The organism is Arthrobacter sp. zg-Y1171 (assembly GCF_025244845.1).
In the GTDB taxonomy this organism is placed as follows: Bacteria; Actinomycetota; Actinomycetes; order Actinomycetales; family Micrococcaceae; genus Arthrobacter_B.
Genome location: NZ_CP104264.1, coordinates 128,248 through 153,763, shown reverse-complemented (window position 1 = coordinate 153,763; position 25,516 = coordinate 128,248). Strand labels below are relative to the sequence as shown.

Annotated in this window: 22 protein-coding genes; 9 read left to right on the top strand and 13 right to left on the bottom strand. The window is 66.2% G+C overall.

What is annotated here, in order from left to right; genetic code table 11:
- Nucleotides 1-2 precede the first annotated feature (2 nt).
- Complete coding sequence (locus N2L00_RS00755; RefSeq protein ID WP_255862154.1) at nt 3-602, bottom strand: copper resistance CopC family protein; 600 nt, start codon at nt 600-602, stop codon at nt 3-5.
- Nucleotides 603-712: 110 nt separating this feature from the next.
- On the opposite strand from N2L00_RS00755, the gene N2L00_RS00750 reads away from it, so the two are divergent.
- Nucleotides 713-2,143: an NCS2 family permease gene (locus tag N2L00_RS00750; protein WP_255862155.1), complete on the top strand. Its 1,431-nt coding sequence runs from the start codon at nt 713-715 to the stop codon at nt 2,141-2,143.
- A gap of 101 nt (nt 2,144-2,244) precedes the next feature.
- Here the strand turns inward: N2L00_RS00750 and N2L00_RS00745 are convergent, their stop codons facing one another.
- The 6 genes from N2L00_RS00745 to N2L00_RS00720 form a co-directional block, all read right to left on the bottom strand.
- Nucleotides 2,245-4,458, bottom strand: a complete 2,214-nt coding sequence (locus N2L00_RS00745) for a catalase (protein WP_255862156.1) — start codon at nt 4,456-4,458, stop codon at nt 2,245-2,247.
- Between the two features lie 132 nt (nt 4,459-4,590).
- Nucleotides 4,591-5,484 carry a spermidine synthase gene (locus N2L00_RS00740; RefSeq protein ID WP_255862157.1) on the bottom strand — a complete coding sequence of 298 codons (894 nt, stop codon included), beginning with the start codon at nt 5,482-5,484 and terminating at the stop codon, nt 4,591-4,593.
- Nucleotides 5,484-5,996, bottom strand: coding sequence for a GNAT family N-acetyltransferase (locus N2L00_RS00735; protein ID WP_255862158.1), 513 nt, complete (start codon nt 5,994-5,996; stop codon nt 5,484-5,486). Before N2L00_RS00735 ends, N2L00_RS00740 begins: the two co-directional genes overlap by 1 nt.
- 46 nt (nt 5,997-6,042) lie before the next feature.
- Complete coding sequence (locus tag N2L00_RS00730; RefSeq protein ID WP_255862159.1) at nt 6,043-6,693, bottom strand: O-methyltransferase; 651 nt, start codon at nt 6,691-6,693, stop codon at nt 6,043-6,045.
- A 41-nt stretch (nt 6,694-6,734) separates the two neighbouring features.
- The gene (locus N2L00_RS00725; protein WP_255765629.1) at nt 6,735-7,079 is read right to left on the bottom strand and encodes a thiamine-binding protein; all 345 of its coding nucleotides are present in this window, start codon (nt 7,077-7,079) and stop codon (nt 6,735-6,737) included.
- A gap of 102 nt (nt 7,080-7,181) precedes the next feature.
- A complete protein-coding gene (locus tag N2L00_RS00720; protein WP_255862160.1) occupies nt 7,182-8,696 on the bottom strand; it encodes an amino acid permease in 1,515 nt (504 codons plus the stop codon).
- A 244-nt stretch (nt 8,697-8,940) separates the two neighbouring features.
- On the opposite strand from N2L00_RS00720, the gene pta reads away from it, so the two are divergent.
- The 5 genes from pta (at nt 8,941) to N2L00_RS00695 (ending at nt 15,657) form a co-directional block, all read left to right on the top strand.
- Nucleotides 8,941-11,013, top strand: a complete 2,073-nt coding sequence (gene pta, locus N2L00_RS00715; RefSeq protein ID WP_255765627.1) for a phosphate acetyltransferase — start codon at nt 8,941-8,943, stop codon at nt 11,011-11,013.
- On the top strand, nt 11,014-12,159 hold the full coding sequence (locus N2L00_RS00710) for an acetate/propionate family kinase (protein WP_255765626.1): 1,146 nt from the start codon (nt 11,014-11,016) through the stop codon (nt 12,157-12,159). It abuts the gene before it with no gap.
- 119 nt (nt 12,160-12,278) lie between these two features.
- Nucleotides 12,279-12,752, top strand: a complete 474-nt coding sequence (locus N2L00_RS00705; RefSeq protein ID WP_255765625.1) for a hypothetical protein — start codon at nt 12,279-12,281, stop codon at nt 12,750-12,752.
- Nucleotides 12,753-12,895: 143 nt separating this feature from the next.
- Nucleotides 12,896-14,083: a zinc-dependent alcohol dehydrogenase gene (locus N2L00_RS00700; RefSeq protein ID WP_255862161.1), complete on the top strand. Its 1,188-nt coding sequence runs from the start codon at nt 12,896-12,898 to the stop codon at nt 14,081-14,083.
- Nucleotides 14,084-14,310: 227 nt separating this feature from the next.
- Complete coding sequence (locus tag N2L00_RS00695) at nt 14,311-15,657, top strand: MFS transporter (RefSeq protein ID WP_255765623.1); 1,347 nt, start codon at nt 14,311-14,313, stop codon at nt 15,655-15,657.
- A gap of 48 nt (nt 15,658-15,705) precedes the next feature.
- Here the strand turns inward: N2L00_RS00695 and N2L00_RS00690 are convergent, their stop codons facing one another.
- Genes N2L00_RS00690 through N2L00_RS00680 form a run of 3 tightly spaced genes read right to left on the bottom strand, consistent with a single transcriptional unit; the run spans nt 15,706 to nt 18,482 of the window.
- The gene (locus tag N2L00_RS00690) at nt 15,706-16,224 is read right to left on the bottom strand and encodes a metallophosphoesterase (RefSeq protein WP_255765622.1); all 519 of its coding nucleotides are present in this window, start codon (nt 16,222-16,224) and stop codon (nt 15,706-15,708) included.
- A gap of 3 nt (nt 16,225-16,227) precedes the next feature.
- A complete protein-coding gene (locus tag N2L00_RS00685) occupies nt 16,228-16,623 on the bottom strand; it encodes a hypothetical protein (RefSeq protein WP_227920692.1) in 396 nt (131 codons plus the stop codon).
- Nucleotides 16,620-18,482, bottom strand: coding sequence for a glycoside hydrolase family 15 protein (locus N2L00_RS00680; protein ID WP_255765621.1), 1,863 nt, complete (start codon nt 18,480-18,482; stop codon nt 16,620-16,622). Before N2L00_RS00680 ends, N2L00_RS00685 begins: the two co-directional genes overlap by 4 nt.
- A gap of 234 nt (nt 18,483-18,716) precedes the next feature.
- On the opposite strand from N2L00_RS00680, the gene N2L00_RS00675 reads away from it, so the two are divergent.
- Complete coding sequence (locus N2L00_RS00675) at nt 18,717-19,922, top strand: DUF445 domain-containing protein (protein ID WP_255765752.1); 1,206 nt, start codon at nt 18,717-18,719, stop codon at nt 19,920-19,922.
- A gap of 86 nt (nt 19,923-20,008) precedes the next feature.
- On the opposite strand, the gene N2L00_RS00670 is transcribed toward N2L00_RS00675, so the two are convergent.
- From N2L00_RS00670 to N2L00_RS00660, 3 genes are all read right to left on the bottom strand, one after another.
- Nucleotides 20,009-20,761, bottom strand: coding sequence for a hypothetical protein (locus tag N2L00_RS00670; RefSeq protein WP_370646968.1), 753 nt, complete (start codon nt 20,759-20,761; stop codon nt 20,009-20,011).
- Between the two features lie 158 nt (nt 20,762-20,919).
- Nucleotides 20,920-21,189, bottom strand: coding sequence for a GlsB/YeaQ/YmgE family stress response membrane protein (locus N2L00_RS00665; protein ID WP_255765620.1), 270 nt, complete (start codon nt 21,187-21,189; stop codon nt 20,920-20,922).
- Nucleotides 21,190-21,380: 191 nt separating this feature from the next.
- Nucleotides 21,381-22,013 (bottom strand): alpha/beta hydrolase, encoded by a 633-nt coding sequence (locus N2L00_RS00660; protein ID WP_255765619.1) that lies wholly within the window; start codon nt 22,011-22,013, stop codon nt 21,381-21,383.
- Between the two features lie 245 nt (nt 22,014-22,258).
- On the opposite strand from N2L00_RS00660, the gene N2L00_RS00655 reads away from it, so the two are divergent.
- A complete protein-coding gene (locus N2L00_RS00655) occupies nt 22,259-23,314 on the top strand; it encodes a 1-phosphofructokinase family hexose kinase (protein ID WP_255862162.1) in 1,056 nt (351 codons plus the stop codon).
- Entirely contained in the window at nt 23,314-25,506 is a 2,193-nt protein-coding gene (locus tag N2L00_RS00650) for a fructose-specific PTS transporter subunit EIIC (protein WP_255862163.1), read from the top strand. Before N2L00_RS00655 ends, N2L00_RS00650 begins: the two co-directional genes overlap by 1 nt.
- The last annotated feature ends 10 nt before the right edge of the window (nt 25,507-25,516 follow it).

Below are 25,516 nucleotides of genomic sequence, written 5' to 3'. Positions count from 1 at the left end.
CGTTAGTCCTCGCGCAGCCGCCGGCGCACAACCAGGGCAATCAGCACTGCCACGGCGAGAAGCACCACCGCTGCCGGTACGACCACCGTCCACGGGGATCCGGCATCGGCGGACTGGTTCAGCACCGGGCTTTGGGTCGCTGCGGGCGGCAGGGGCGCAGCAGTAGACGGAGCGGCGGTGGCGGTTCCGGTGCCGCCACTGCCCGCCACCGTAAACCCGAATGTCCCCTCGATCGGGTGGGCATCCGAGGACACCACGCGCCACTGAACCGTGTAGCTTCCGGCGGGCGCTCCGGGGCGGAGCGGCTGGGTGGCGGTGTTGTCCAGGATCCGCACCTGGCCCTGGGCCCAGTCCGTTCCTTCCTCATCCAAAACCCGCACCTCGGAGCCGATGGCCGCCGGAACGTTTGAGAAGGTCAGCTCCACGGACTCCGGAGCCGTGTCCACCACTGCACCGTTGCCCGGAGTGCTGCCCGTGAGTTCATCGTGGGCAGCAGCAGGCGGGGCGGAGAGAAGCAGCCCCGCGCAGAGGGCCAGCAGGAAGGCAGCAGCCACAGCGGCGAAACCGGACTTGGAAAGGTAATTGCGCACAAGGTTCGTCACCGTTTCAGCCTAACCGCCAGTTCTTCGCGGCACTGCCGCGTGCCCGCGATAAGATCTAAATGCTGGATTCCCTCACCATCCCCACCACTGGTCAGTTCAGAGGACGCGTCATGCTCAAACAAGGTTCAAAGCTGGACCGTTACTTCGAAATCACCAAACGCGGTTCCTCCGTATCAGCCGAAATACGCGGCGGCTTGGCCACGTTTTTCGCCATGAGCTACATCGTGGTCCTTAACCCGCTGATTCTCGGCGGCGAGGACTCGATGGGCAACACCATGCCCGGCCCTGCAATTGCCGCGGGCACTGCCCTGGTGGCAGGCATCCTGACCCTGATTATGGGCATCTGGGCCAAGCACCCGTTCGCGATCGCCACGGGATTGGGCGTCAACGCCTTCGTAGCCGTGACGGTTGCCTCCAATGACGGATTGACCTGGCCTGATGTGATGGGCCTGGTAGTCATCGCGGGCCTGGCGATGGTGATCCTGGTGCTCACCGGATTCCGTACCGCCGTTTTCCGGGCAGTTCCGCCCAGCCTGAAAACCGCGATCGTGGTCGGCATCGGCCTGTTCGTAGCGCTGGTCGGCCTGGTCAACGCGGGCTTTGTCCGGCGCAATCCGGATGAGGCCGGCACTACTGTTCCGCTGGCCCTGGGCAACGGCGGCCAGCTGCTGGGGTGGCCCACGCTGGTGTTCGTGTTCGGCCTGCTGCTGACCATTGTGCTGCTGTCCCGCAAGGTCCGGGGCGCAATCCTCATCGGCATCGTCGCCTCGACCGCTTTCGCCGTCATTGTCGAATGGTTGGCCGAACCGGGCAGCCAGGGTGCCGGAGTGGCTACCGGCTGGTCGCTGGTGACCCCGAGCATGCCGCAATGGGCTGCTCCGGATCTCTCCCTGATCGGCGATGTCAGCCTCGTAGGGCCCTTCCAGACCCTGGGCGGAGTTGCCGCCTCGCTGCTGGTCTTCGTGATCCTGCTCAGCATCTTCTTCGACGCGATGGGCACCATGGTGGGCCTCGCCACCGAGGCCGGCAGCATCGACAAGGACGGCAACATCCCGCGCGTGGAGCGCGTCCTCCTGGTGGATGCCGCAGGTGCGGTGGCCGGCGGCGGTGCCGGTGTTTCCTCCAACCAGATTTTCGTGGAGTCCGGCGCCGGCATCGGTGAAGGTGCGCGCACCGGGCTCGCCTCCGTGGTGACCGGCCTGCTGTTCATCGTGGCCATGTTCCTGACTCCGCTGATCTACCTGGTGCCGTTCGAAGCCGTGGCCCCTGCCCTGGTGGTCGTGGGCTACCTGATGGTCTCCCAGGTGGGCAAGATCGACTGGAGCGACATCGGGCTGGCCCTGCCGTCCTTCCTCACCTTCACGCTGATGCCGTTCACGTACTCAATTGCTGACGGTCTGGGTGCCGGGTTCATCTCCTTCACCGTCATCCGCGTCTTCCAGGGCCGGGGCCGAGAGGTCCACCCCCTGATGTACGTGGTGGCAGCGGCATTCGCCCTGTTCTTCGGCATCGGCCCCATCAGGGAGCTGGCGGGGATCTAGGGAGCGATTCCACCCGGTACTGCCAAACACGAAGGGATCCGCGGCCGCGGATCCCTTCGTGTTTTAACCGGTTTCGGCACCGGCACCGGCAACCGCATCAGCTATGCAGCAGGAAAACGCTCCCACACCCGGTGGTTCGCCAGGAGCGCGGTAACGCCGGAGGCAACCTCGGCGGCTCCGCCTACAACAACGCCGGGTGTTTCAGCGGGGATGCCGGCGGCCGCAAGGACCGAAGCGCCGTCCCCCCAGGCCCCGATGGCCTTGGCATGGCGGAAGGCTTCCGTCAGGAGCAGGGTGACCCTCGGGTCAAGGGAGGGGTGCCCGCCGGGATTGCCCGCCTTGGCATCCAAGCTGTCCACCGCATCCGGTGCCGCGGCACCCGAGGCCGCAACAACCACGGCATCGAATTCGGTGGAACGGGCCGTCAGGTAGGTCCGCTGGACAGTGATTTCAGCGCCCAGCTTGCCGCCGTGCGGTGCAATGACCAGCGGGACCATGCCCTCTGCATGGACAGCTGCCAGGACCTCGGAAACCGAGGCCAGGTCGGATGTTTCATCGGCGACAACACCGACCACCCGGCCCGCTACCGGCCAGGAGCCGCCGAGCTGGCTGAGGGCCGGGCTGGGGGCTGTGTCGGCAACGGCGAGGGCGGGAGCCGGGGCGGTCAGGCCCAGGCCGGCAGCCACGTCCTCGGCAAGGCGCTTGTCGATATTCGCAAGCGACTGGAGCTGGCGCAGCCGGATGTTCTCCTCATAGCACTTGCCCAGTTCAAACGTGTAGGCCTGAACCACATGGTCCTGCTCCACCGGCGTCAGGGAACGGAAGAACATCCGCGCCTGGCTGTAGTGGTCATCAAATGTCGCCGGATTCTCGCGCACCTTGCGGGCCGCGGGCACCTCGACAGGAACGTCGATGAAGGCACCCATGTCTGCTCCGGCCATAAAGGGGCAGCCGCCGTCGAGGGAGTTGGGCTTATACGGCGCCACGCCGGAATGGTCCGCACTCTGGTGGAACCCGTCCCGGAGCATGTCGTTGACGGGTGCATGCGGGCGGTTGATGGGAATCTGGCTGAAGTTCGGGCCACCCAGCCGGGTCAGCTGGGTATCGATGTAGGAGAACAACCGGCCCTGCAGCAGCGGGTCATTGGTGACGTCGATGCCCGGCACCAGGTGTCCGGGGTGGAAGGCCACCTGTTCGGTTTCCGCGAAGTAATTCGTGGGGTTCGCGTTGAGCGTCATGGTGCCGATGACCTGGACGGGAGCCAGTTCCTCGGGGACGAGCTTCGTCGGGTCCAGCAGGTCGATGCCCTCGAACATTTCGTCTTCGGTGTCGGGGAAGACCTGGATGCCCAGGTCCCACTGCGGGAACGCGCCGGCTTCAATCGCGTCTGCGAGGTCGCGCCGGTGGAAGTCCGGATCCATGCCGTTGATGATCTGCGCTTCTTCCCAGACCAGGGAGTGCACACCCTGCCGGGGCTTCCAGTGGAACTTCACCAGGGTGGTTTCGCCCTTGGCGTTGATCAAGCGGAAGGTGTGGACGCCGAAGCCCTCCATGGTGCGGTAGGACCGCGGGATGCCGCGGTCGGACATGTTCCACATGGTGTGATGCTGCGCTTCGGTGTGCAGCGAGACGAAGTCCCAGAAGGTGTCGTGGGCGCTCTGGGCCTGCGGAATTTCCCGGTCCGGGTGCGGCTTCCCGGCGTGGATCACGTCGGGGAACTTGATCGCATCCTGGATGAAGAACACCGGAATGTTGTTGCCGACCAGGTCATAGTTGCCCTCGGCGGTGTAGAACTTGGTGCTGAAACCGCGGGTGTCCCGGACCGTGTCCGCAGATCCGCGGGAGCCGAGCACGGTGGAGAAGCGCACAAAGACGGGGGTTTCCACGCCCTTGGCCAGGAAACCGGCCTGCGTGACTCCTTCGGCCGCGCCGTTGGCGGTAAACACGCCGTGGGCGGCAGCGCCGCGGGCGTGGACCACGCGCTCGGGAATGCGCTCGTGGTCGAAGTGGGTGATCTTTTCCCGCAGGTGGTGGTCCTGCAGAAGCACCGGGCCCCGGGGGCCGGCCTTCAGGGAGTGATCGGTGTCCCGCAACCGCGCACCCTGGGCAGTTGTGAGGAATTGTCCGCTCTGCGCGGTGGAGGCCTTCGGCGCCCCGGTGGCCACACCTGTGGCAGTCACGGTCTCCGGTCCATCCTGGTCCGGCTTGGGCGGCAGCGGTTCGCGCGGCTGCGTCGGTTCGGCCAGTTCCGGGGCCTGCGGCGCCGGGGCGCCCGGTACGGGCAGGTCGGGTTCGGATGTGCTCTTGCTGAACATGTAGCCTCCATCGTGGTTGGTCCAACCGCCGCCCGAAGGCCACGGTCATTCTCACCACCCTACTGAAGTAAGCATGCTGATTGTCAACGGAGCTGCCGGGCGGCCACCTTCGGCAGGTACTCCCCGGGGACGCTACCGGCGGGGGGCCGGGACCGACTGTTCCGCGGGCACTTCCCGGACAGGATCGTCATGCAGCGGCCGGGAACCGGCCGCGAAGCTGCGCACTTTTGCGTCATCCCACAGGTGGGCCGGCACCGCTCCCCCCAGCAGGGTGCGGGGCAGGGACGGATCCTCCGCAAACGGGGTGTCGCTGCCGGCCAGGATGATATTGCCGTAACGACGCCCCTTCAGCATGGCCGGATCGGCTATCGCCGCGGTGTACTCAAACGCCGCACAGATGGTGGCGGCTTCGGCGCGGGCGCCGCGCAGGTCCGGGGTGTCACCGCAGTTCACCACGTAGACGCCGCCGGGAGCGAGCACCCGGGCCACGTGCGCGGTGAATTCCGCCGTCGTCAGCGGCACCGGTGTCTTGGCGCCGGCAAAGACATCGCGGATCACCAGGTCGCGGCTGTCCTCGTGCAGGGTCTCGGTGACTGCACGCGCCTCCCCCACCCGCAGCCGAAGCAGGGGTGCCCGGGGCAGGTCAAACCACCCGCGGACCAGCTCCGCCAGCCTGCCGTCCAGTTCCACGGCAACCTGCCGGGCACCGGGATAGACGGCGGCCAGGTACCGGGCCAGCGAACACGCCGCCGCTCCCAGGTGCAGGGCACGCAGCGAGGCGTCCGGACGCCAGCGGGATTCCACCAGGGCAACGATCCAGCGCATGTATTCGAAGTCCAGATGCCGCGGGTCGGCAAGGTCGATATGCGAACTGTGCACTCCGTTCACCATCAGGATCCAGCCGTCGGAGCTGAAGGAGTCCGGAACCAGCTCACACGTTCCCGTGTCGATCGGATAGGTGCCGGCGACCGGGCCGGTGCCGGCCACGGCGTCCACCGGATCCTTGCCGGGGCGCTTGCGCCCCATCAGTGCCTCACCATCCGGATTTCCACCATGCCGGTGCCGGCCCAGACCTGCGGCAGGTCCTTTGACGTTCCGTCTGCCACGAAGCCGTTGCGCCGGTAAAACGCCTGGGCACGCGCATTGTCCTCTAGCACCCAGACGTAAGCGGGTTCCTTGTCCACGGCCTGCTCCAGCAAGGCCTGCCCAACACCCTTTCCGTACGCTTCGGCGAGGATGTAGATGGACCAAAGTTCCAGCGGAACGTCCGAGTCGCTGTCCCGTGCGGGACCGGCGGACGCGAAACCAAGGAGCCGGCCGTCTTCCGAGTGGGCCAGCCAGTTTCGAATGGCCGGCTCCATTGCCTGTTCGGTCAGGGCTGCCCGCCGGTGTTCGACGGCGGCGCTGCGGTCCGCTTCCCGGCGCCGGAACACCTCATCCCCCAGTACATGGGCGTAACTCTCCCGCCAGGACTGCAGATGGACGGACACGAAGTCCTCGGCGTCGCCGGGGAGGGCGCGCCGGATACTAAAGCTCATATCTCCAGCTTAAGTCGGCACCGGCTGCGTCCCTGACCGGGGAGCGTCACAGCACCACCGCCAGCGCAAACCCGTCCCACCCCTTGCTCCCCACTGTCTGGAGGGCCGTGGCGTCCAGCCGCGGATGCGAGCCCAGGATGTCCACGGCAGCGCGGGTGCCCTGCACCGCTTCGTCGCCCCTGGGGTCCAGGACAGTGCCGCCGCGCACCACGTTGTCCAGCACAATCACGCTCCCCGGCCGGGACAGTTTCACCGCCCACTCCAGGTAGGCGGGGTTGTTGACCTTGTCCGCGTCAATGAAAAACAGGTCGAACGGCTCCGCCTCGGCCAGATCCGGCAGGGTGTCCAGGGCTGCACCCACCTGAATGGTCACGCGGTCCATAAGCCCGGCCGCAGCCAGATTGGCGCGGGCCACCTCCGCATGGCGGGGTTCGTATTCACACGTGATGAGCTCGCCGTCGTCGGGCAGCGCCCGGGCGAGCCAGGCCGTGCTGAACCCGCCCAGGGTGCCGATCTCCAGGATCCGCCGGGCCCCCGAGATGCGGGCCAGCAGCATCAGGAACTTCCCCTGCGCGGCGGTTACCTCGATTGTCGGCAGCCCCGCGGCCCCGGTCGCAGCAACGATGGCCTTCAGCTGGTCATCCGGCCGCACCACGCGGCTGCTGAGGTACTCCTCGACCTGCTCCCACTGCGACATCCCCTGCTCCCGTTCCGCCGGTGCGTCCGGCCGCTGCGTGCCTAGGCGTGCCCGCTGTACTCGTCCAGGTCGCCGAGCGCCTTTTCCAGCCGTTCCACCTTGCCGGTCAATTCACCGGTGTGCCCCGGCCGGATATCCGCCTTGAGCACCAGCGACACCCGGCTGCCGTACTGGCCAACCGCTTCCGTGGCCCGGCGGATGACATCCATGACTTCGTCCCATTCGCCCTCAAGGGTGGTGAACATGGCGTCCGTGGAATTCGGCAGGCCGGATTCCCGGACGATTCGAACGGCGGCGGCCACGGCGTCGTGCACCGAGGCCGAAGGACCGGCGGCTGGGGTCTGCGGTCCGGTACCGGACGGAGCGACGGAAAAGGCTACAAGCATCTGCCCAGTGTGCCACTGCAGGCACCAAAAAACCCGCGCAGGCCGCCGGAGCGGCCTACGCGGGTTTGGAGGTTTCCCGGCGGACCGTTCGGCCCGCAGGGCTCAGACTGCCGTGTCCCGGCTTGCACCGGCGGCGGCCACGTCATGGAACTTCTCGTTGAGACGCGAATGCCGCTGCCCGTAGGCGAAGTACAGCAGGAAGCCGATGACCAGCCAGCCCGCGAAGTAGATCCAGGTCTCAACCGCCAGGTTGGTCATCAGGTACAGGCACAGCACCGCGGAAAGGACGGGGATCACCGGGCCGAAGGGCACCCGGAAGGCCGGGCGCAGGTCCGGACGCTTCTTCCGCAGCACCAGGATGCCCAGGCTGACCACCACGAACGCGGAGAGCGTGCCGATGTTGATCATTTCCTCGAGTACGTCCACCCGCGTGAACCCTGCCACCACGGCGACCAGGGCGCCGAGGATGATCTGCAGCCGGGCCGGTGTGGAGTGCTTGTCGCTGGTCCGGGAGAGCGAGCGGGGCAGCAGGCCGTCCCGGGACATCGCCAGCACCACGCGGGCAAGGCCCATCAGCAGCACCATGATCACCGTGGTCAGGCCAATCAGGGATCCGACGGCTATGACCGATGCCGCACCGGTGTTTCCCACGAGGGCAAAGGCCGTTGCGAGGTTGGGGTCTTCGGCTGCGGCCAGGTCGGTGTAGGGGACCATGCCGGTCAGGGCCAGGGAGACGCCGATGTAAAGCAGCGTGACCACGGCCAGGCCGGCGAAGATGCCCCGCGGAAGGGTCTTGCCCGGATCCTTGACCTCTTCGGCAGAGGTGGCCACGACATCGAATCCGATGAAAGCGAAGAAAACGATGGCGGCACCGGCAAAGACACCGAACAATCCGTACTGCGCGGGGGCGGCACCGGTGAGGAAGGAGAACAGGGACTGCTGCAGGACCCCCGAGCTTCCATCAGTGGCGGTGGCGACCGGATCCGGAATAAACGGCGTGTAGTTCTCGGCCTTGACGTAGAAGAAACCGGCGACGATCACGAAGAGCACCACGCCCACCTTGATGATGGTGAAAACGTTGCTCACCTGGGCGGAAAGCTTGGTACCCATGACCAGGAGGAAGGTAAAGATTGCGACGATCAGGAACGGTCCCCACGTCAGCGAAAGCACGCCCAGGTCCAGCGTTGCGGGAATGTCCCAGCCGATCAGTGCAAAGACCTCGCTGAGGTAGATGCCCCAGTACTTCGCGATCACTGCCGCTGCGGTGAACAGCTCCAGGATGAGGTTCCAGCCGATGATCCAGGCCACCAACTCACCCATCGTGGCGTAGGTGAACACGTAGGCGGAGCCTGCCACCGGGATGGCCGTGGCGAACTCCGCGTAACACATGATGGCGAGCGCGCAGGTGATCGCCGCCAGCACGAACGAAAGGGTTACGGCCGGGCCGGAGAACTGCGCCGCAGCCCGGGCGCCTACCGAGAAGATGCCGGCGCCTACGGCCACCGCGACGCCCATGATCATGAGGTCCCAGGTGGTGAGTGAGCGCTTTAGCCGACGGCCGGGCTCGTCGGCATCCGCAAGGGAACTCTCGATGGGTTTTGTACGGAAGAGACTCACGTGGATCCTCGCCTTATCTGAGGGAAATCTAACCGATCAATCGTAGTCCGGGCGCCGTGCGGCTCTTATTTTAGTCTCACATGCTGAGACAAAGGATTTCAAAAAGCAGCGGCTGCGGAACGGGCGCCGGGGCGCTGGCTGGCAAGTGCCGCTGCCTTTTGCGAGGATGGATATGACGTACGCCACTCGCTTGTCAGGGGCGGCTAACCCAGGTTTTATCCCGGCAACGAACGGACAAGCAGCTATGGCCCGTGGAATCTATGTAAGCGCCATGACGCCCGGATCCGGCAAGTCCTTGATCAGCCTGGGGCTGGCGGACATGCTCGGCCGGCACGCAGACCGGGTGGGCTTCTTCAGGCCGATTGTCGAGGGCGACAACCCGGCACAGGATCCCATGGTGGAGCTGATGCAGCGCCGCTTCAACCTGGGTCCGGCCACCTGCCGCGGCGGCCTGACCCGGACTCAGCTGCGTGCATTGCTGGTTGCCGGGGAGCGCGGCGAGGTTGATGCCCGCTGCCTGGCCGTCTACAGCGAAATCGCCGCAAACTGCGACGTCGTCATTGTCGAAGGCACCGATCTCTCCGGGCACGACGTCGCCCTGGAGTTCGATCTCAATGCCCGGCTGGCCAATGACCTGGGCACTGTCGTGCTCGCCGTCGTCAACGCCCAGGAAACCACTGCGGCGGAGACGGCCGACGCCGTCGATGTGGCCCGCCGCCAATTGGCCGACGCGAAGTGCGACCTGCTGGCCGTGATGGTCAACCGGGCAGCACCGTCCGACGTCGAGGCCATCACCGCCGCTATCCGGCCCGGACAGAGCGGCCGGCCGGTCTACGTCATTCCCGAGCAGAGTGAAATCTCCCAGCCGTCGATCGCCGAAGTGCAGACGGCACTGCGGGCCCGCCAAGTGGCCGGCAGCGCCAACCTTGAACGCGACGTTTCCGCAGTCAAGGTTGCCGCCATGACCGTGGGGAACTTCATCCCCCAGCTTTCGGACGGGACCCTGGTGATTGTCCCGGCCGACCGCGCCGACGTTATGGTCGCCACCCTGGCATCCTCCTTCTCCTCGGACTTTCCCGTGGCCAGCGGCATGATCCTCACCGGCGGCATCGATGTGGAACCGGCCATCCTGGGGCTTCTGGCGTCGGCACCCTTTCCCGTCTTCGAAGTTGAGACGGACACCTATATCACTGCGCGCAGGGTCAGCAGGGTCCGGGGCGAGATCTCCAGCGGCAACCGGCGGAAGGTTGCCGCTGCCCTGGGCACCTGGTCCCGGCATGTGGATGAGGCCGAGTTGCTGGAACGCCTGGCGCTCCCCCGTCCTGCCACCACCACACCGCTGCGGTTCCTCAACGAGCTGATCGTGCGGGCCCGCACCAGCCGGCAGCGGATCGTGCTGCCGGAAGGACTGGACCTGCGGGTGCTGCAGGCCGCAGAGATCCTCAGCCGGCGGGACGTATGTGCACTGACGGTGCTGGGTCCGGAGGGCCAGATCCGTGAACTGGCAGCAAGCGAGGGTATTGACCTGTCCAACATCAACCTCATCAACCCGGCCACCAGTGCCCTGCGGGAGGAATTCGCCCGGGAATACGCCACTCTGCGCAAGCACAAGGGCGTATCCCTGGAAGACGCCAACGAACGTATGCTCCACGGGGCATATTTCGGCACCATGATGGTTCAGCTGGGCAGGGTGGACGGCATGGTCTCCGGCGCGGCCCACACCACCGCCAACACCATCCGGCCAGCACTGGAGTTCATCCGGACCCGGGAGGGAGTCAAGATCGTCTCCTCGGTGTTCCTGATGCTGCTGGAGGACCGCGTCCTGGTGTACGGCGACTGTGCCGTGAATCCGGACCCGGACGCCGAGCAGCTGGCGGACATCGCCCTCGCCTCCGCCGCCACCGCCGAGCAGTTCGGTGTCACCCCGCGGGTCGCCATGCTCTCCTACGCCACCGGCTCCTCCGGAAAGGGCGGCTCGGTGGAACGCGTCCGGCAGGCCACCGAGCTGGTCCGCCGGGCCCGCCCGGATCTCCCGGTGGAAGGACCCATCCAGTACGACGCCGCCGTCGATGCCTCCGTAGCGGCCTCCAAGGCACCCGGGTCCTCAGTGGCGGGACAGGCCACGGTATTCATCTTCCCCGACCTGAATACCGGAAATAACACCTACAAGGCCGTGCAGCAGTCCGCCGGAGCCGTGGCCGTGGGCCCGATCCTGCAGGGCCTGCGCAAACCAGTCAACGACCTCAGCCGCGGCTGCACCGTCGAGGACATCGTGAACACCGTGGCCATCACCGCAGTGCAGGCACAGGAGGATTAAATGCTGGTTCTTGTCATCAATTCCGGATCCTCTTCGCTGAAGTATCAGGTCCGGGAGACCGATACCCAGGAACTGCTGGCCAAGGGGATCATCGACCGGATCGGCGACGTGGTTCCGGACCACGCGTCCGCGCTGGAAGAACTCAGCAGCCGGCTCCGCGATGAGCTGGACGGACGCACAATCGACGCCGTGGGGCATCGGGTGGTGCACGGCGGGGAACGCTTCAGCGAACCCGTATTGGTCAACAACGAGATTGTCCGCTCGATTGAACGGCTCAGCCCGCTGGCCCCGTTGCACAACCCCGCGAGCGCCATGGGCATCCGCGCCGTCCATGAAAAATGGCCGAAGATGCCGCAGGTGGCCGTCTTCGACACCGCTTTCCACCGCACCCTGCCCGAACACGCGTGGCGCTACGCACTGCCCGACAGCCTGTACCGGCGTCACGGCATCCGCCGCTACGGCTTCCACGGCACCAGCTACGCCTACGTCGCACCGGCGGCTGCACGCTTCCTGGGCATCGAGCCGTCAAAGTTCGACGGCGTGATCGCCCATCTGGGCAACGGTGCCTCGGTGGCGGCCATCAAGGACGGCAGGAGCATCGACACCTCCATGGGATTCACTCCCTTGGAGGGCCTGGTGATGGGCACCCGCAGCGGAGACGTTGACCCGTCGATCCTCGTTTTCCTGGCCCGGCAGGGGTACGACGCCGACACCCTGGACAACCTGCTCAACCGGGAATCCGGGCTGCGGGCCCTGGCCGGCGAGTCGGACATGCGCGGAATCGAGGAAGCGGCCGACAACGGCAATGAGCAGGCTCGGCTGGCCCTGACCGTGGCCGCCTACCGGCTGGCCAAGTACATCGGCGCCTACCACGTGGCCGTGGGCGGCGCGCAGGCGGTGGTTTTCACTGCCGGGATCGGCGAAAACGGCTGGCATTTCCGCCGGCTGGTGGTGGACCAGCTGGGCCCCCTCGGCATCCGGCTCGACCCCGAAGCCAATCTGGCACCCGGCAAGCAGGCCCGGCGGATCAGTACGCCCGACTCTGCCATTTCCGTCCTCGTGGTGCCCACCGACGAAGAGGAGGCCATTGCGGAGGCAACCGCCGCCGTCGTCGAACACCACAAGGAATCCGCAGCTACCTTTTGACGGTTTGCAACCGAAATCCGCTAAAAGGGGAAGAACGGCAGACAGCAGGACATCCGCGTTGGTACGGTTGCAGACCCGGTTAAGCAGCGGCCGGGGATACCTGTCGGCGTGGAGAAGACATGGAAAATCCGCTGCGTGTTCTGGTCCAGATAGATACGCGGAATGCAGCCGCCTCGATTGAAGTCCGTGGAGAACTCACGGGCGCCAGCTGCGAGACCCTGCTGAACATCCTCCAGCACACCGCCACCCTGGGCGCTGACATCTGCGTGAACCTCACGCGCACCGTCCGGATTGAGGCCGCCGCTTTGGAGGTGCTCGCCGGGGTCGCGGACGACGTCGAACGCTCAGCGCCTGCCAACCTGCAGCTGCGCGTGCATATCCAGCTTCCACCGGACGCCCTGCCCGGCCATCCGACCGCGGGCGGCCTCCTCCCGGGGAGCCGGGAAGCACTGGATAACGACACCGCACTGGCAATGATCCTGTGCCGGGATACCCGGGTCCTTGCCGGGGCCCGTGAGCCCGGACCCGGGGACGCCGCGATACCCGCCGGAACCGCACCTCAGTGGCGTGTCCTGCCGGGCCGCCGCCCCTAGCCCGCTCGCCGCGCACCCTCCCGCCCACCCGGAGGCAGCATTCTGCCCGAACAAACAGCTGTTTTGTCAGTACGCTTATGAATTGACACAATGGAGTTAGTTCTTTCAACGCACTCAGAATGCAACTAGCAGGAGGTTCGCACGTGAAAGCAGTTACATGGCAGGGAAAAGAGTCCGTCAGCGTAGAGGTGGTTCCGGATCCGGTGATCCAGGAACCGACCGACGCCATCATCCGCGTCACTTCCACCGCCGTATGCGGCTCCGACCTTCACCTTTACGGCGTGCTCCTGCCGTACATGAAGCCGGGTGACATCCTCGGCCACGAGTCCATGGGCATCGTCGAGGAAGTCGGCTCCGCTGTCACCAGCCTGAAGAAGGGCGACCGCGTGGTCATCCCCTTCCAGATCGCCTGCGGCGAGTGCTTCATGTGCCGCCAGGGCCTGCAGACCCAGTGCGAGGTCACCCAGGTCCGCGAAAAGGGTTCCGGCGCTGCCCTGTTCGGCTTCTCCGAGCTGTACGGCTCCGTTCCCGGCGGACAGGCCGAGTACCTCCGGGTGCCGCTGGCCGACTACAACCCCATCAAGGTCGGCACCGAACTCCCGGACCACCGGTACCTGTTCCTCTCCGACATCCTTCCCACGGCCTGGCAGGGCGTCCAGTACGCCAACGTGCCCGACGGCGGCACCCTCGCCGTGTACGGCCTGGGCCCGGTCGGCCAGTTCGCCGCCCGCATCGGCACACACCTGGGCTACCGTGTCATTGGCGTCGAGCCGGTGGAGGAACGCCGGAAGCTTGCCGGCCAGTACGGCGTGGAAACCCTGGACCTGCACAAGGACGTCGCCGACGAACTGCGTGAAATGACGGACGGCCGCGGACCGGACTCTGTGGTGGACGCCGTCGGCATGGAGGCCCATGGCTCCCCCGTGGGCAAGGCAGCCCAGACCGTCGTCGGACTGCTGCCGGACAAGCTGGCGCAGAAGGCAATGGAAACCGCCGGAACGGACCGCCTGTCCGCCCTGCACGGTGCCATTGACGCAGTCCGCCGCGGGGGCACGGTGTCCCTGAGCGGCGTTTACGGCGGCACGGCCGACCCGATGAACCTGATGGCCATGTTCGACAAGCAGCTGAACCTGCGGATGGGCCAGTGCAACGTCAAGCGCTGGACCGAGGACCTGATGCCGCTGGTCGAGGATCCCGCCGATCCGCTGGGCGTCACCAACCTGGTCACCCACCAGGCCTCCCTTGAGGATGCACCGGAGCTGTACGAGAAGTTCCAGAAGAAGGAAGACGGCTGCATCAAGGTTGTCTTCCAGCCCGGTATCCAGAACTAACCGACACCGGCTCTGCCGCAGAAGGCCAGGACCCGCCGCAAGGCCGCGGGTCCTGGCCTTCTGCGGTTAACCGCCCCGGCAGCCCGCCGGGGACGGGTACGCGGATGTAATTCGCACCACACACCCCTGTGGCCCTACACTCATTGAGGTTCTTCAAACGAACACCCGTTCGGCATGCGTACAAGCGTGGCCGGTCCCCCGCCCCCAGAGCAAGTTAGGTAAGGCCCATGGAAATCAAGGAACGCATCGAAGCGGCTCCTATGAAGCGCATGCAGGTCGGCATTGTCGCCATCTGCGTCGCCCTGAACATGATCGACGGCTTTGACGTCCTGGTTATGGCTTTCAGCGCCAATTCGATCAGCGAGCACTGGGACCTCACCGGTGCCCAGTTGGGCATGCTGCTCTCCTCGGCCCTCTTCGGCATGGCGGTGGGATCCATCCTGGTGGCCCAGGTGGCGGACATCATCGGCCGGCAGAAAACCATCCTGATCTGTGCGCTGGTGATTTCGGCGGGGATGTTCGCCTCCGCGTTCGCTCCGACCTATGCAGTCCTCTTTGTGCTGCGCTTCATCACCGGACTGGCCATCGGCACCATGCAGGCGAGCCTCAACGTCTTCGTCTCCGAGTACTCCTCGGCCAAACGGCGTTCCACCGCGATCAGCTTCTACAGCGCCGGGCAGCCTATCGGCGGCATGCTGGGCGGCATCATTGCGGGCATCCTCATCGCGGCCTACAGCTGGCACGCGGCGTTCATTTTCGGCGGCATCATCACGCTGGCCATGATTCCGTTCATCCTGAAGCTGCTGCCCGAATCCCTGGACTACCTCATGACCAAGCGCCCGGCCGGCGCTCTGGAGAAGACCAACCGCATCCTGGCCCGCCTGGACCAGCCGCAGATCACCGAACTGCCCCTCATTCCCCAGGGCACGGCGCTGACTGTCGGCTCACGCTGGAAGTCCCTGTTCTCCGGCAAATACGCGGCGACCACGGTCTTCCTGTCCATCGCATTCATGATGCTGATGGCGAGCTTCTACTTCGCGAACTCCTGGACGCCCAAGCTGGTCGCTTCCAGCGGTTTCACGGCACAGGACGGCATCGACGCCGGCGTGCTCTTCAGCCTCGGCGCGATCATCGGTTCCATCGTCTTCGGACTGATCGCCGCCCGATTCGCCGTCAAGTGGGTCCTGGTCACGTTCTTTGTCCTCGCCGCAGGCGGCTTCGGCGTGTACGCGGTCTCCACCGGTGCACTGCCCACGGCCCTGCTGGCGGCGGCCCTGCTGGGCTTCCTGGTGAACGCAGGCATCGCCGGCATGTTCTCCATCGGTCCCGTGTACTACTCCTCGGACGTCCGCGCAACGGCGGTCGGGTTCATCACCGGCATGGGCCGGGTGGGTGCCATCATCTCCCCGATCGTGGCCGGTTCCCTGATCGACGGCGGCTGGGAACCCGGCAACCTTTACTTCCTCTTCATCATCCCGATGCTTGTGGGCGGCGGAGCGATCGCCTGCCTGCGCACCGGCCGGCGCAAGACGGCCGAGCCGGCCGCCCTCCGCAAGGACACCGTCCCGGCCTGACCGGGCACCGCGGTGCCGCACCGAAAGGCGCGGCACCCGGAACGTTGCCTAGGAACGCCCGATCCCCCGCGGTGGAAGCCGCCGGAGATCGGGCGTTGCCGTTTTCCCGTCAATCTCCAGGCGCAGGTAGGTGCAGAACGGCTGGCGTCGGCGGTCTGTGGGGGACCCGGGGTTCAGCAGGCGCATCCCTGCAGGTGTTACGGAGTCCCACGGGATGTGGCTGTGGCCGAAGACCAGCAGGTCCGTGTCCGGGAACTGGGCGTCCATCCGTTCTTCCCGCTTTGCGGCGGGACCTGTCTCATGCACGACGGCGAGCCGCACCTCTTCAACCACCGCCCGGGCCACCAGCGGCAGCCGGTTCCGCAGGTCGGCGCCGTCGTTGTTGCCGTAACAGGCGATCAGCCGCCGTGAGCGGGACTGGAGCTGGTCGAGCAGCTCCTCGTTCACCCAGTCACCGGCATGCACCACAATGTCGGCCGCTTCAATGTCCGCCCAGAGGACCTCGGGAAGCACTTTCGCCCGCTTGGGCAGATGGGTATCCGAAAGCAGGAGGAGCTTCGTCGACATCCGCTATTTCCGCAGGTTCCATGCCCAGAGGATCAACGGCAGCTGGAGCGGGAGCCGGACACTGTGGATCAGTTTCTCTTTGTCCCCGCCGCGGGGGCCGAAGGCACGCTGCAGGGCAGAGATATGCCCCGCAATGAAGGCAACATACATGGCCGCCGTCCCCGTTGCCGCCAGCCGCCGAGTAGCCGGCAACAGCAGTCCGGCAGCGGCCGCGAACTCAATGACTCCGCTGACGTGCGTCCACTGCCGCCGGGTCAGCACACCGAACTTCCCCTCGGTATCGGTGCTGATGCTGCGCGGAACCACCGCGTTGTAGAAGCGCGGGTTGCGGAAGTGGTTGACGGCGCTGGTGGTCAGCAGGGCCGCCATGGCAGCTGCTGAGAGCGTCTGTCGGTTCATCGGGTTCCTTCGGTTGTGGGGACGGCCGCCTGCCGGGATGGCGCGGTCGGCACTTGTGCCGCGACGGCAACGGCAATTGCATCGGCTGCTCGGACCAGGGCCAGGTGGGAAAACGCCTGCGGAAAGTTGCCGGCCATGGTGTTGTTTTCTGCATCATATTCCTCACTGAGCAGACCAAGCTCGTTGGCGTACCCCACCAGCTGGTCCATCAGCCGCCGAGCCTCGGCGAGCCGGCCCGAGTGGGCGTACTGTTCCACCAGCCAGAAGCTGCACGCCAGGAAGGGGTTCTCCCCCGCCGCCAGTCCGTCCACCCCGGTTTCGGTGGCATAGCGCAGCAGGAGTCCGGAGCCGTTGACCAGCTCCGACTCCAGCCGGGAAACCGTGCCCAGCATTTTTTCGTCGTCGTAGGCAACGAAACCCACGTGCGGCAGCTGGAGCAGGGCGGCGTCCACGGTGCCGCTGCCGTAGAACTGGGTGAAGGAGTTCAGGTCGGGATCCCAGCCGCGTTCCATCACTTCGTCGCGCAGTCCGTCCCGCAGCCCTTCCCAGACCTCCACCGGCCCGTCGAGGCCGTAGGTCCTGGCGGCCTTGGCCGCGCGGTCGAAGGCAGCCCACATCATGACGCGCGAGTGGGTGAAGTGCCGGGGCGTCCCGCGCATCTCCCAGATGCCGCGGTCCGGTTCCTCCAGGTGCTTTTCCAGGAAGGTCAGCAGCGCCCGCTGCAGCGGCCAGGAAAAGTGGTCCTCCGGCACGCCCCGGTCCCGCAGCCGGTCCAGGGCCACCATCACTTCGCCCACGACGTCGGCCTGGTACTGCCCCACGGCCCCGTTGCCGATGCGCACGGGTGCAGCTCCCGCATAACCGGGAAACTGCGGGAGGATCCGTTCCGGAAGTTCCCGGCCCCCGTCCACGGCATACATGATCTGCAGGTCCTCCGGATCTCCTGCCACGGCACGGAGGAGCCAGCTGCGCCACTGCAGGGCCTCGTCCTCGTACCCGTGGGTCAGCATGGCTTCGAGCGTCAGGGCGGCGTCCCGCAGCCAGCAGTACCGGTAGTCCCAGTTCCGGTCCCCTCCTGCCGCCTCGGGCAGTGAGGTGGTGGGAGCGGCGACAATCCCGCCGGTGTCCTCATGGGTCAGGGCACGCAGGACCAGCAGCGAACGCCGTACCGCGTGTTCATAGGGGACGTTCTGCGGGCACTGCCGGCCCCAGCCCTGCCAGTAGGCGACGGTCCGCTCCAAGGCCGCGTCAACGTTCTGCCGGGGCGGTACCGGCCGGTGCGAGGGGTACCACGTGAGTTCCAGGTCAACGCATTCCCCGGCCCGGACTTCAAAGCGCCCTACGTGGCGGTGGTTGTCCGCTTCGGGCAGGCTCGGCCCGCGCAGGACCAGGGCACCCGGGCCCGCGATGGCGGAAAGGTGTTCGCCGTCGTCGTCCCACCCCCGGAAAACCCAGGGAATGACCGTGCCGTAATCAAAGCGGATCTCCAGTTCCTGCCTCATGTCCACAGTGCCGCTCAGGCCCTCGATCCGGCGGGTAAGGGACGCCCGGCGGTCCTTCACCGGCATGAAGTCCGTGACCCGGACCGCTCCGGAGGGTGTCTGCCAATGGGTACGCAGCACGAAGGTGGACTCAACATACCCGCGGTGCGTTACGGTCGCTGCGGGATGTTCCGGCGCCAGCAGCCACCGGCCGTGGTCGCTGCTCCCGAGCAGCGCACCGAACACCGAGGGCGAATCGAACCGCGGCAGGCAGAGCCAGTCCATGCTGCCGGTCCGCGATATGAGGGCTCCGGTATGCAGGTCCGAAACCAGCGCATAATCCTCTATGGGGGATGCCATGGCACTACTCAACCACACGGTGCCGAAGCAGATGCCCCGGTTCGTAGCGCAGCTGCGGCAATCACTGATTAGATTGGGGTGGTCCCGCGCAGAAGTTCCTTGCAGCGGATCGGCAGCGGGACCGGCACTGGATTAGGGAGCGGTATTGAAACACGCGTCAACCTCGAAGATGTCCTTCTCAGTGAAGGAGGTACACGCGTGAGCGTGGTTGCCCAGCCCACCGACGAGCAGCGCGCCTATGCCCTGCGGCGCATGAAAATGCTGGCCACGGGCCTGCTGATCCTCCTGGCCGTGATCTTCCTGTTTTCCTTCGCGCTGCAGGACAGGTACCCCTGGCTGGAATACGTCCGCGCTGCGGCGGAGGGCGGCATGGTGGGCGCCCTTGCCGACTGGTTCGCGGTCACCGCCCTGTTCAAGCATCCGATGGGGGTGAAGATCCCGCACACAGCCATCATCCCGGAGAAGAAGGACCAGATCGGGGCGTCCCTGGGCCAGTTCGTGGAACAGAACTTCCTGGCCGAAGACATCATCCGGGCCAAGCTCGATTCCATGCAGGTTGCTGCGAAGGCAGGCACCTGGCTGGCGCGGCCCGAGGGAGCCGAACGCGTCGCCACCGAAGGTGCCGCAGCCATCCGCGGGGCCCTGAGGGTGCTCGACGACGACGCCGTCCGCGACGTCCTGGAATCCATGTTCCGCCGCCACGTGGTGGACCCGCAGTGGGGGCCGCCGGCCGGAAAGATGGCCCAGCGGATCTTCGAAGAGGGCCACCACCACCAGCTGGTCAACCTGATTGTGGACAGCCTGTCCGACTGGGTGCTGGCCAACCCCGAAGTGATCGGCCGGCTGGTAACCGAGCGTTCGCCGTCGTGGGTTCCCGCCTTCGTGGATGACCTGGTCGGCGAGCGCGTGCAGATCCAGGCCGAACGGTTCCTGATCGACGTGCAGGAAAACCCCAACCACCAGCTGCGAGTGGCCTTGGACAACTACCTCACCGGAGTGGCCCGGGACCTGCAGGAGGACCCCAAGACCATGGCGAAGGCCGATGCGGTGAAGGAGCAGGTCCTGGATGATCCGCGCGTGCGCGAATTGATGACCTCCACCTGGACCACCATCAAAAACGCGCTGATGACGGCCGCCGATGACCCGGACAGCGAACTCACGCGGAACTTCAAGTCCGCGCTTCAGGACTTCGGTACGCGCCTGATCAACGAGCCGGAGCTCGCGGCCAAGGTGAACGGCTACGTGGCGGACGCTGCGGGCTACCTGGTCCGCACGTACAGCAACGACATTGCCGCCGTCATTACCGAGACGGTGGAGAACTGGGATGCGCAGGAGACCTCGGAGAAGATCGAACTGCAGGTCGGCAAGGACCTGCAGTTCATCCGGATCAACGGCACCGTGGTTGGTTCGCTGGCCGGACTGGCGATCTTCACCATCGCCACGGCTGTATTCGGCTGATCCGGGTCCGGAGAAAAGGAACGCTTAGGACAGAAAGGCCCGCCGGCAAATGCCGGCGGGCCTTTCTCCGTCGAGGGACAGTTGCCCTAGGCGGACTTCTCCAGCTGGTCCAGTTCGCCTGCCAGCTGTCCGGGGATCGACGCCGGCGGTTCACCGAAGGCGGCCCGGGTCGCCTTGATAACACCCTTGCCCATGGCACGGTTGCCCACGCCGCCGACGACGGCGCCCACACCCAGCGGCAGGGCACGTCCAAGCAGGGCTGTGCCCTGCTTGGCCATGACCCGCTTGAGGAACTGCTTGCGGATGCTGCCGCCCACCGAGCCCATCAGGCCGGAGGGCATGCTGCCCATGCTGCTGCCCCAGGCCTGTGCGGTTCCGCGTCCGGACAGGGACTGCATCATGGAGGTCCCTTCCTCGCCCAGCATGATGGCCATGACCATGGTCCGTGACTTCTCCGGATCGGCCAGCCGGACTCCGTGCAGTTCAGCCACCGACTGCGCGTACAGGGCTGTCGCCTCGAGGAACCCGACGGTCGCTGCGGCTGACAGGCCAAGTGCCGCGACGGTTCCCACGCCCGGAACCACGGCGGTGGCACCGATGGCCGCGCCGCCGCCGGTCACCACGTTGATGTAGTGCCGGTCCAGGATGCTGATCAGCTCGGCGGCATTGGCGGACGGGTTCTTGCGCTGCATCCTGCGGATGTTCGCCAGCACCAGCGGCCGCTGGACTTCCACGGCACGCTCAATGGCCTTCACAACCTGCGGCTTGGGCTTGCCGTCCGCGCCCATAGTGGCTCGTCCGGCCAGTTTGGCTGCGGGATTGAACTTACGTCGCTTCACAGAACTCTCCTCGGGGAAATCCGGTACAGGCTTCACGCCTGCGGTATTACTCCAACACCAGCGGGTTTTACCTAAAGCAAAGGGCGGGGTCCGGCGGAATATTCCGCCGGGGCCCCGCCCTCTAAATCAACGCCGCGTCAGCGGCGCTTACGCGCTAATTAGGCGCGGTTGCCGCTCTTGCGGGTGACGAAGCCGTAGATCACGAGGACGACAATGGCGCCGACGATGGCAACGAGCCAGGTCTGGATGGACCAGAATTCTTCAAGACCGACGCCGAAGATGGCGCTGCCGATCCAGCCGCCCAGCAGAGCGCCGATGACACCCAGAACCAGAGTGGCGATCCAGCCGCCGCCCTGACGACCCGGGAGGATCATCTTTGCAATTGCACCTGCGATGAGACCAAGAATAAGGAACGCAATGAAACCCATGAGATTCTCCTTGCTATGTGAGTGACAGTGATTTGAAGCACGACCTTGTGAGCCACGCTTTCCTCCAGACTACTTGATCAGCAACCTTACGTCACAGTCCGGAGGGAATTCCCATTCAGCCGGGGGTGTGTTAGGTACCGCGGGTGTGCGCCCAATTCCAGCTATTGTCCCCTGGGGCGTGTCGGCGTTCCCTACGGCGTGTCGGGGACAAGGTATCGGCGAAGGAAAACCGCTACATCCGTCATTTCACGCGTACCTATGGAATGCCCCATTCCCGAATAGGTCCGTGCCGTCAGCGCCACATTCTCGTCAAGCCACTGCGCGGTGTAATCCACTGCGTCTGCATTAATAACCCAGTCCTCCCGGTCCCGCCCCCAAAAGAACGGCACCCTTACGGGCAGCGGTTCCGCGGCGGCGAGGAGTTCGTTGCGGGCAATAAAACCGGAAAGGCCGACGACGGCGCGGAAATCCTGCGGCCTCAGCCGCAGCAGCGTGCCGGCCATGGCCATGCCCTGGGAAAATCCCACCAGCGAGATGCCGGTGAATCCGTATTCCGTCCGGGTCCGGTCCAGCCAGGCCAGCAGCGAGAGGGCGGATTCCAGGACCTCGGCGGTGTCCGAGTTCAGGAGCGGATCCAGCAGGAACCACCCGCTGGCTCCGCCCACGTCCAACGGCCCCCGCACCGCGGCTCCGACAGCAGAAGGCGGCAGGGCAATGAAGAGGCGCTCCATTGCCTGCTCGCCGGATCCGTAGCCGTGCAGAAAGACCACCAGTTCGCGCCCCCGGCGCCGCTCCGCCGGCTCGGACCACGTTACGTTTTCCATCGGTTCAGCGTAGCGCTGCACGCCGTTTGCAGGCCGTCGGCGCGGCGCCGCCCGAGGGCCATTGCCACGGGTGGTGCGGCAAAAGTAGAGTCGCATTCAGCGCATATACGTGGCAATTGCCACAGATCGCGGGCGTGCATGTATCCGAGCAAAAGCCACCAAAAGCACCGGGAACCGCACCGGCAAGCCGTTCCCCACCCAACAGCGGCCGGCCCTGGCAGGCACGGCCTGGACGGATCCCCTTCATGATCCTCACCCTTACCGCCAATCCCAGCCTTGACCGCACCGTCCAACTCCCCGGAGTACTGGAGCGGGGAGCCGTCCAGCGCGCCGTTGCCGCGGGGGAAGAACCGGGCGGCAAAGGCGTCAACGTCTCCCGGGCACTGACCGTCTCCGGCATCCGGTCCGTTGCCGTCCTTCCCGGCGCCGACACCGATCCCGTCATGGCCGGATTGCGGCAGGCGGGAGTCGAGTACTTGAACCTGCCCATCACGGCACCGCTGCGCAGCAACATCACGCTCACGGAGCCGGACGGCACCACTACCAAGATCAATGCTCCCGGTCCGCCGCTGAAGCCGGTGGAGCAGGAAGCACTGATCTCCCTGCTGGTAGGGGCCTGCACCGCCAGTGACAGCGGCCCGGGTTCCTGGCTGGTGCTGGCAGGCTCCCTCCCCCCGGAAGTGCCGCCGGACTTTTACGCTTCGGTGGCCCACACCGTGAGGGACCGGCTGGGGGCCAAGGCACCCCGCATAGCCATCGACTCCTCCGGACCGCCGCTCATGGGCGCGCTGCTCCACGGAGCGGAGCCGGACCTGCTTAAACCCAATGCCGAGGAACTCTCCGAAGCCACGGGGTTTTCCTCCGAAGCGGAGCTGGAAGCCGACCCCCTGCTGGCGGCGCGGGCGGCGGGGATGCTGATTGAACGCGGCGTCGGCGCTGTCCTCGCCACTTTGGGCGCCAGGGGCGCACTGCTGGTCACCGCGCACGGAAGCTGGCTGGCCACCCGGCCACCCGTGCAGGCCCGCTCGACGGTTGGCGCAGGGGATTCGGCCCTGGCCGGGTACCTGCTTGCCGACGTCTCCGGTGCGGCGCCCCCGGACTGCCTACGGCAGGCCGTGGCCCACGGTGCCGCCGCTGCTTCCCTTCCCGGAACCACTGTCCCAGCCGTTACAGCCACTGATCCCGGAGCGGTAACGGTCACCACCCTCAACGGCACCCGGGGCACCCCCCGGGGAGCTGCCGCCGCAGGGAGCGCCACCGCTTCGCCGTCGTCGTCGTCGTCTTCGAAGGAGGAAAGCTGATGTCGGACCTCATTACGCCGGATCTGGTCACGTTGGACGAGAACCTGGGCACGGACAAGACCGCTGTTATCGGCCATTTGGCCCGGGGCGTGGTGGCCGCGGGACGAGCCACCAACTACGAAGACCTCTACGCGGATGCGATGGCCCGTGAATCGAAGACCGCCACCGGCGTGCCCGGCGGCATTGCGATTCCGCACTGCCGATCCGCGGCGGTCACCCAACCGACGCTCGCCATGGCACGGATCCGCCCCGCAGTGGACTGGGGAGCGAAGGACGGCCCCGCCGACATCGTCTTTTTCATTGCCGCTCCGGAAGGAGCGGACCAGGAACACCTCCAGCTGCTCGCAAAGCTGGCCCGGTCACTCATCCGCAAGGACTTCACCGCCTCCCTGCGTTCGGCTAGCTCGCCGGTGCAGATCGTGGAACTGGTCGACGGAGCCCTCGGGCTCAGCCCGGCACCGGACAGCGCCGGAAGCGCCGCCGGTGCGGGCGGCGCCGCTGCGGCTGGTGCGGCCACCGGCGCGACTGCCGTGGGCAGCGACGCCGGCTCCCACGACGCCGGCTCCCGCAACGGGGGCTCCCGCGACGGGGGCCAAGCGGACGGAACCGGTGACGGCGGACACGGAGCCGACGCTCCTGCGTCCGCGGGCGGTACCGGGGCAACCCAAACCGACACCTCGAGGTCACGGCATCTGGTCGCCGTCACCGCGTGCCCCACCGGTATTGCGCACACCTACATGGCCGCTGATTCCCTCGCCGCGGCAGCTGCCGAGCGCGGCGTCGACCTGCAGGTGGAAACGCAGGGTTCCGCCAAATCCACTCCCCTGGACCCCTCGGTGATCCGCAACGCGGAAGCGGTGATCTTCGCCGTCGACGTCGATGTCCGGGACAAGGGGCGCTTCGCCGGGAAACCGCTGATCAGCGGACCCGTGAAACGCGGCATCGACGAACCGGGCGTGATGATCGACGAAGCCCTCAACGCAGTCAATGACCCGAATGCCCGGCGCGTGTCCGGGGGCGGCGGCGGCGGGGAGGAGAACGAAGGCGGGTCCGGCTCCGGCGGCGAAGGCTTCGGCGGACAGCTCAAGCGGGCGCTGCTGACCGGCGTCAGCTACATGATTCCGTTTGTTGCCGGCGGCGGCCTGCTGATTGCCCTCGGCTTCCTCCTGGGCGGCTACGAGCTCGCCCTGTCGGTCGACGACGTTGCCAACGGAGACCGGATGCTGGACGGCACGTCCCTCCTGAATCCGCCGCCTGAAGGGATAATCGCCTATCTCGGGGCCGTGTTCTGGAAGATCGGCTCCCTGTCCATGGGCTTCCTGGTGCCTGCCCTGGCCGGCTACATTGCGTATGCCCTGGCCGACCGGCCCGGCATCGCACCGGGCTTCACTGCAGGCGCCGTGGCGGTGTTTATGGATGCCGGCTTCATCGGCGGCATCATCGGCGGCCTGCTGGCCGGTTACGCGGCCCGCTGGATCGGCGGCTGGAACGTTCCGTCGTGGATGCGGGGGCTGATGCCGGTGGTCATCATTCCGCTTTTGGCGTCGATCATAGCCTCCGGCCTGATGATGCTGGTCCTGGGCGGACCCATTGCCGCCTTGACCCTGGGACTGAATGACTGGCTGACCGGCCTCACCGGTGTGGCGGCCATCGGCCTGGGCATCATTCTCGGCCTGATGATGGGTTCCGATCTGGGTGGCCCGATCAACAAGGTGGCGTACGCGTTTGCCGTGGCCGGGCTTGGGGAAGGCAGCTTCGAGAACCAGGTGCCGTGGGAAATCATGGCAGCGGTCATGGCCGCCGGCATGGTCCCGCCGCTGGGCATGGCCTTTGCCTCCACGGTGCTGGCAAAGAACCAGTTCAGCATGGCCCTGCGCGAGAACGGAAAGGCTGCGTGGCTGCTGGGCGCGGCCTTCATTTCGGAGGGCGCCATCCCGTTTGCCGCTTCCGATTTCTTCCGGGTCATTCCCTCCACCATGCTGGGCGGTGCGGTGGCCGGTGCGATCTGCCTGGGCACCGGGGTAACCTCACAGGCACCGCACGGCGGTATCTTCGTGTTCTTCGCCATCGGCAACCTGCTGATGTTCATCGTCGCCATACTGGCCGGAGCAGCTGTTACCGGGTTCGTTTACGTGGCTTTGAAACGGTTCGTGAAGCCCCGGAAAAAGGTGGAGGAACCAGCAATTGCCTAAAGCACAGTCG

Excerpts from the sequence above, each read along its gene's own strand:
- N2L00_RS00750 (WP_255862155.1), top strand. The coding sequence starts at position 713 with ATGCTCAAACAAGGTTCAAAGCTGGACCGTTACTTCGAAATCACCAAA.
- N2L00_RS00745 (WP_255862156.1), bottom strand. The coding sequence starts at position 4,458 with ATGTTCAGCAAGAGCACATCCGAACCCGACCTGCCCGTACCGGGCGCC.
- N2L00_RS00740 (WP_255862157.1), bottom strand. The coding sequence starts at position 5,484 with ATGGGGCGCAAGCGCCCCGGCAAGGATCCGGTGGACGCCGTGGCCGGC.
- N2L00_RS00735 (WP_255862158.1), bottom strand. The coding sequence starts at position 5,996 with ATGAGCTTTAGTATCCGGCGCGCCCTCCCCGGCGACGCCGAGGACTTC.
- N2L00_RS00730 (WP_255862159.1), bottom strand. The coding sequence starts at position 6,693 with ATGTCGCAGTGGGAGCAGGTCGAGGAGTACCTCAGCAGCCGCGTGGTG.
- N2L00_RS00725 (WP_255765629.1), bottom strand. The coding sequence starts at position 7,079 with ATGCTTGTAGCCTTTTCCGTCGCTCCGTCCGGTACCGGACCGCAGACC.
- pta (WP_255765627.1), top strand. The coding sequence starts at position 8,941 with ATGGCCCGTGGAATCTATGTAAGCGCCATGACGCCCGGATCCGGCAAG.
- N2L00_RS00710 (WP_255765626.1), top strand. The coding sequence starts at position 11,014 with ATGCTGGTTCTTGTCATCAATTCCGGATCCTCTTCGCTGAAGTATCAG.
- N2L00_RS00705 (WP_255765625.1), top strand. The coding sequence starts at position 12,279 with ATGGAAAATCCGCTGCGTGTTCTGGTCCAGATAGATACGCGGAATGCA.
- N2L00_RS00695 (WP_255765623.1), top strand. The coding sequence starts at position 14,311 with ATGGAAATCAAGGAACGCATCGAAGCGGCTCCTATGAAGCGCATGCAG.
- N2L00_RS00690 (WP_255765622.1), bottom strand. The coding sequence starts at position 16,224 with ATGTCGACGAAGCTCCTCCTGCTTTCGGATACCCATCTGCCCAAGCGG.
- N2L00_RS00685 (WP_227920692.1), bottom strand. The coding sequence starts at position 16,623 with ATGAACCGACAGACGCTCTCAGCAGCTGCCATGGCGGCCCTGCTGACC.
- N2L00_RS00675 (WP_255765752.1), top strand. The coding sequence starts at position 18,717 with ATGAAAATGCTGGCCACGGGCCTGCTGATCCTCCTGGCCGTGATCTTC.
- N2L00_RS00665 (WP_255765620.1), bottom strand. The coding sequence starts at position 21,189 with ATGGGTTTCATTGCGTTCCTTATTCTTGGTCTCATCGCAGGTGCAATT.
- N2L00_RS00660 (WP_255765619.1), bottom strand. The coding sequence starts at position 22,013 with ATGGAAAACGTAACGTGGTCCGAGCCGGCGGAGCGGCGCCGGGGGCGC.
- N2L00_RS00655 (WP_255862162.1), top strand. The coding sequence starts at position 22,259 with ATGATCCTCACCCTTACCGCCAATCCCAGCCTTGACCGCACCGTCCAA.
- N2L00_RS00650 (WP_255862163.1), top strand. The coding sequence starts at position 23,314 with ATGTCGGACCTCATTACGCCGGATCTGGTCACGTTGGACGAGAACCTG.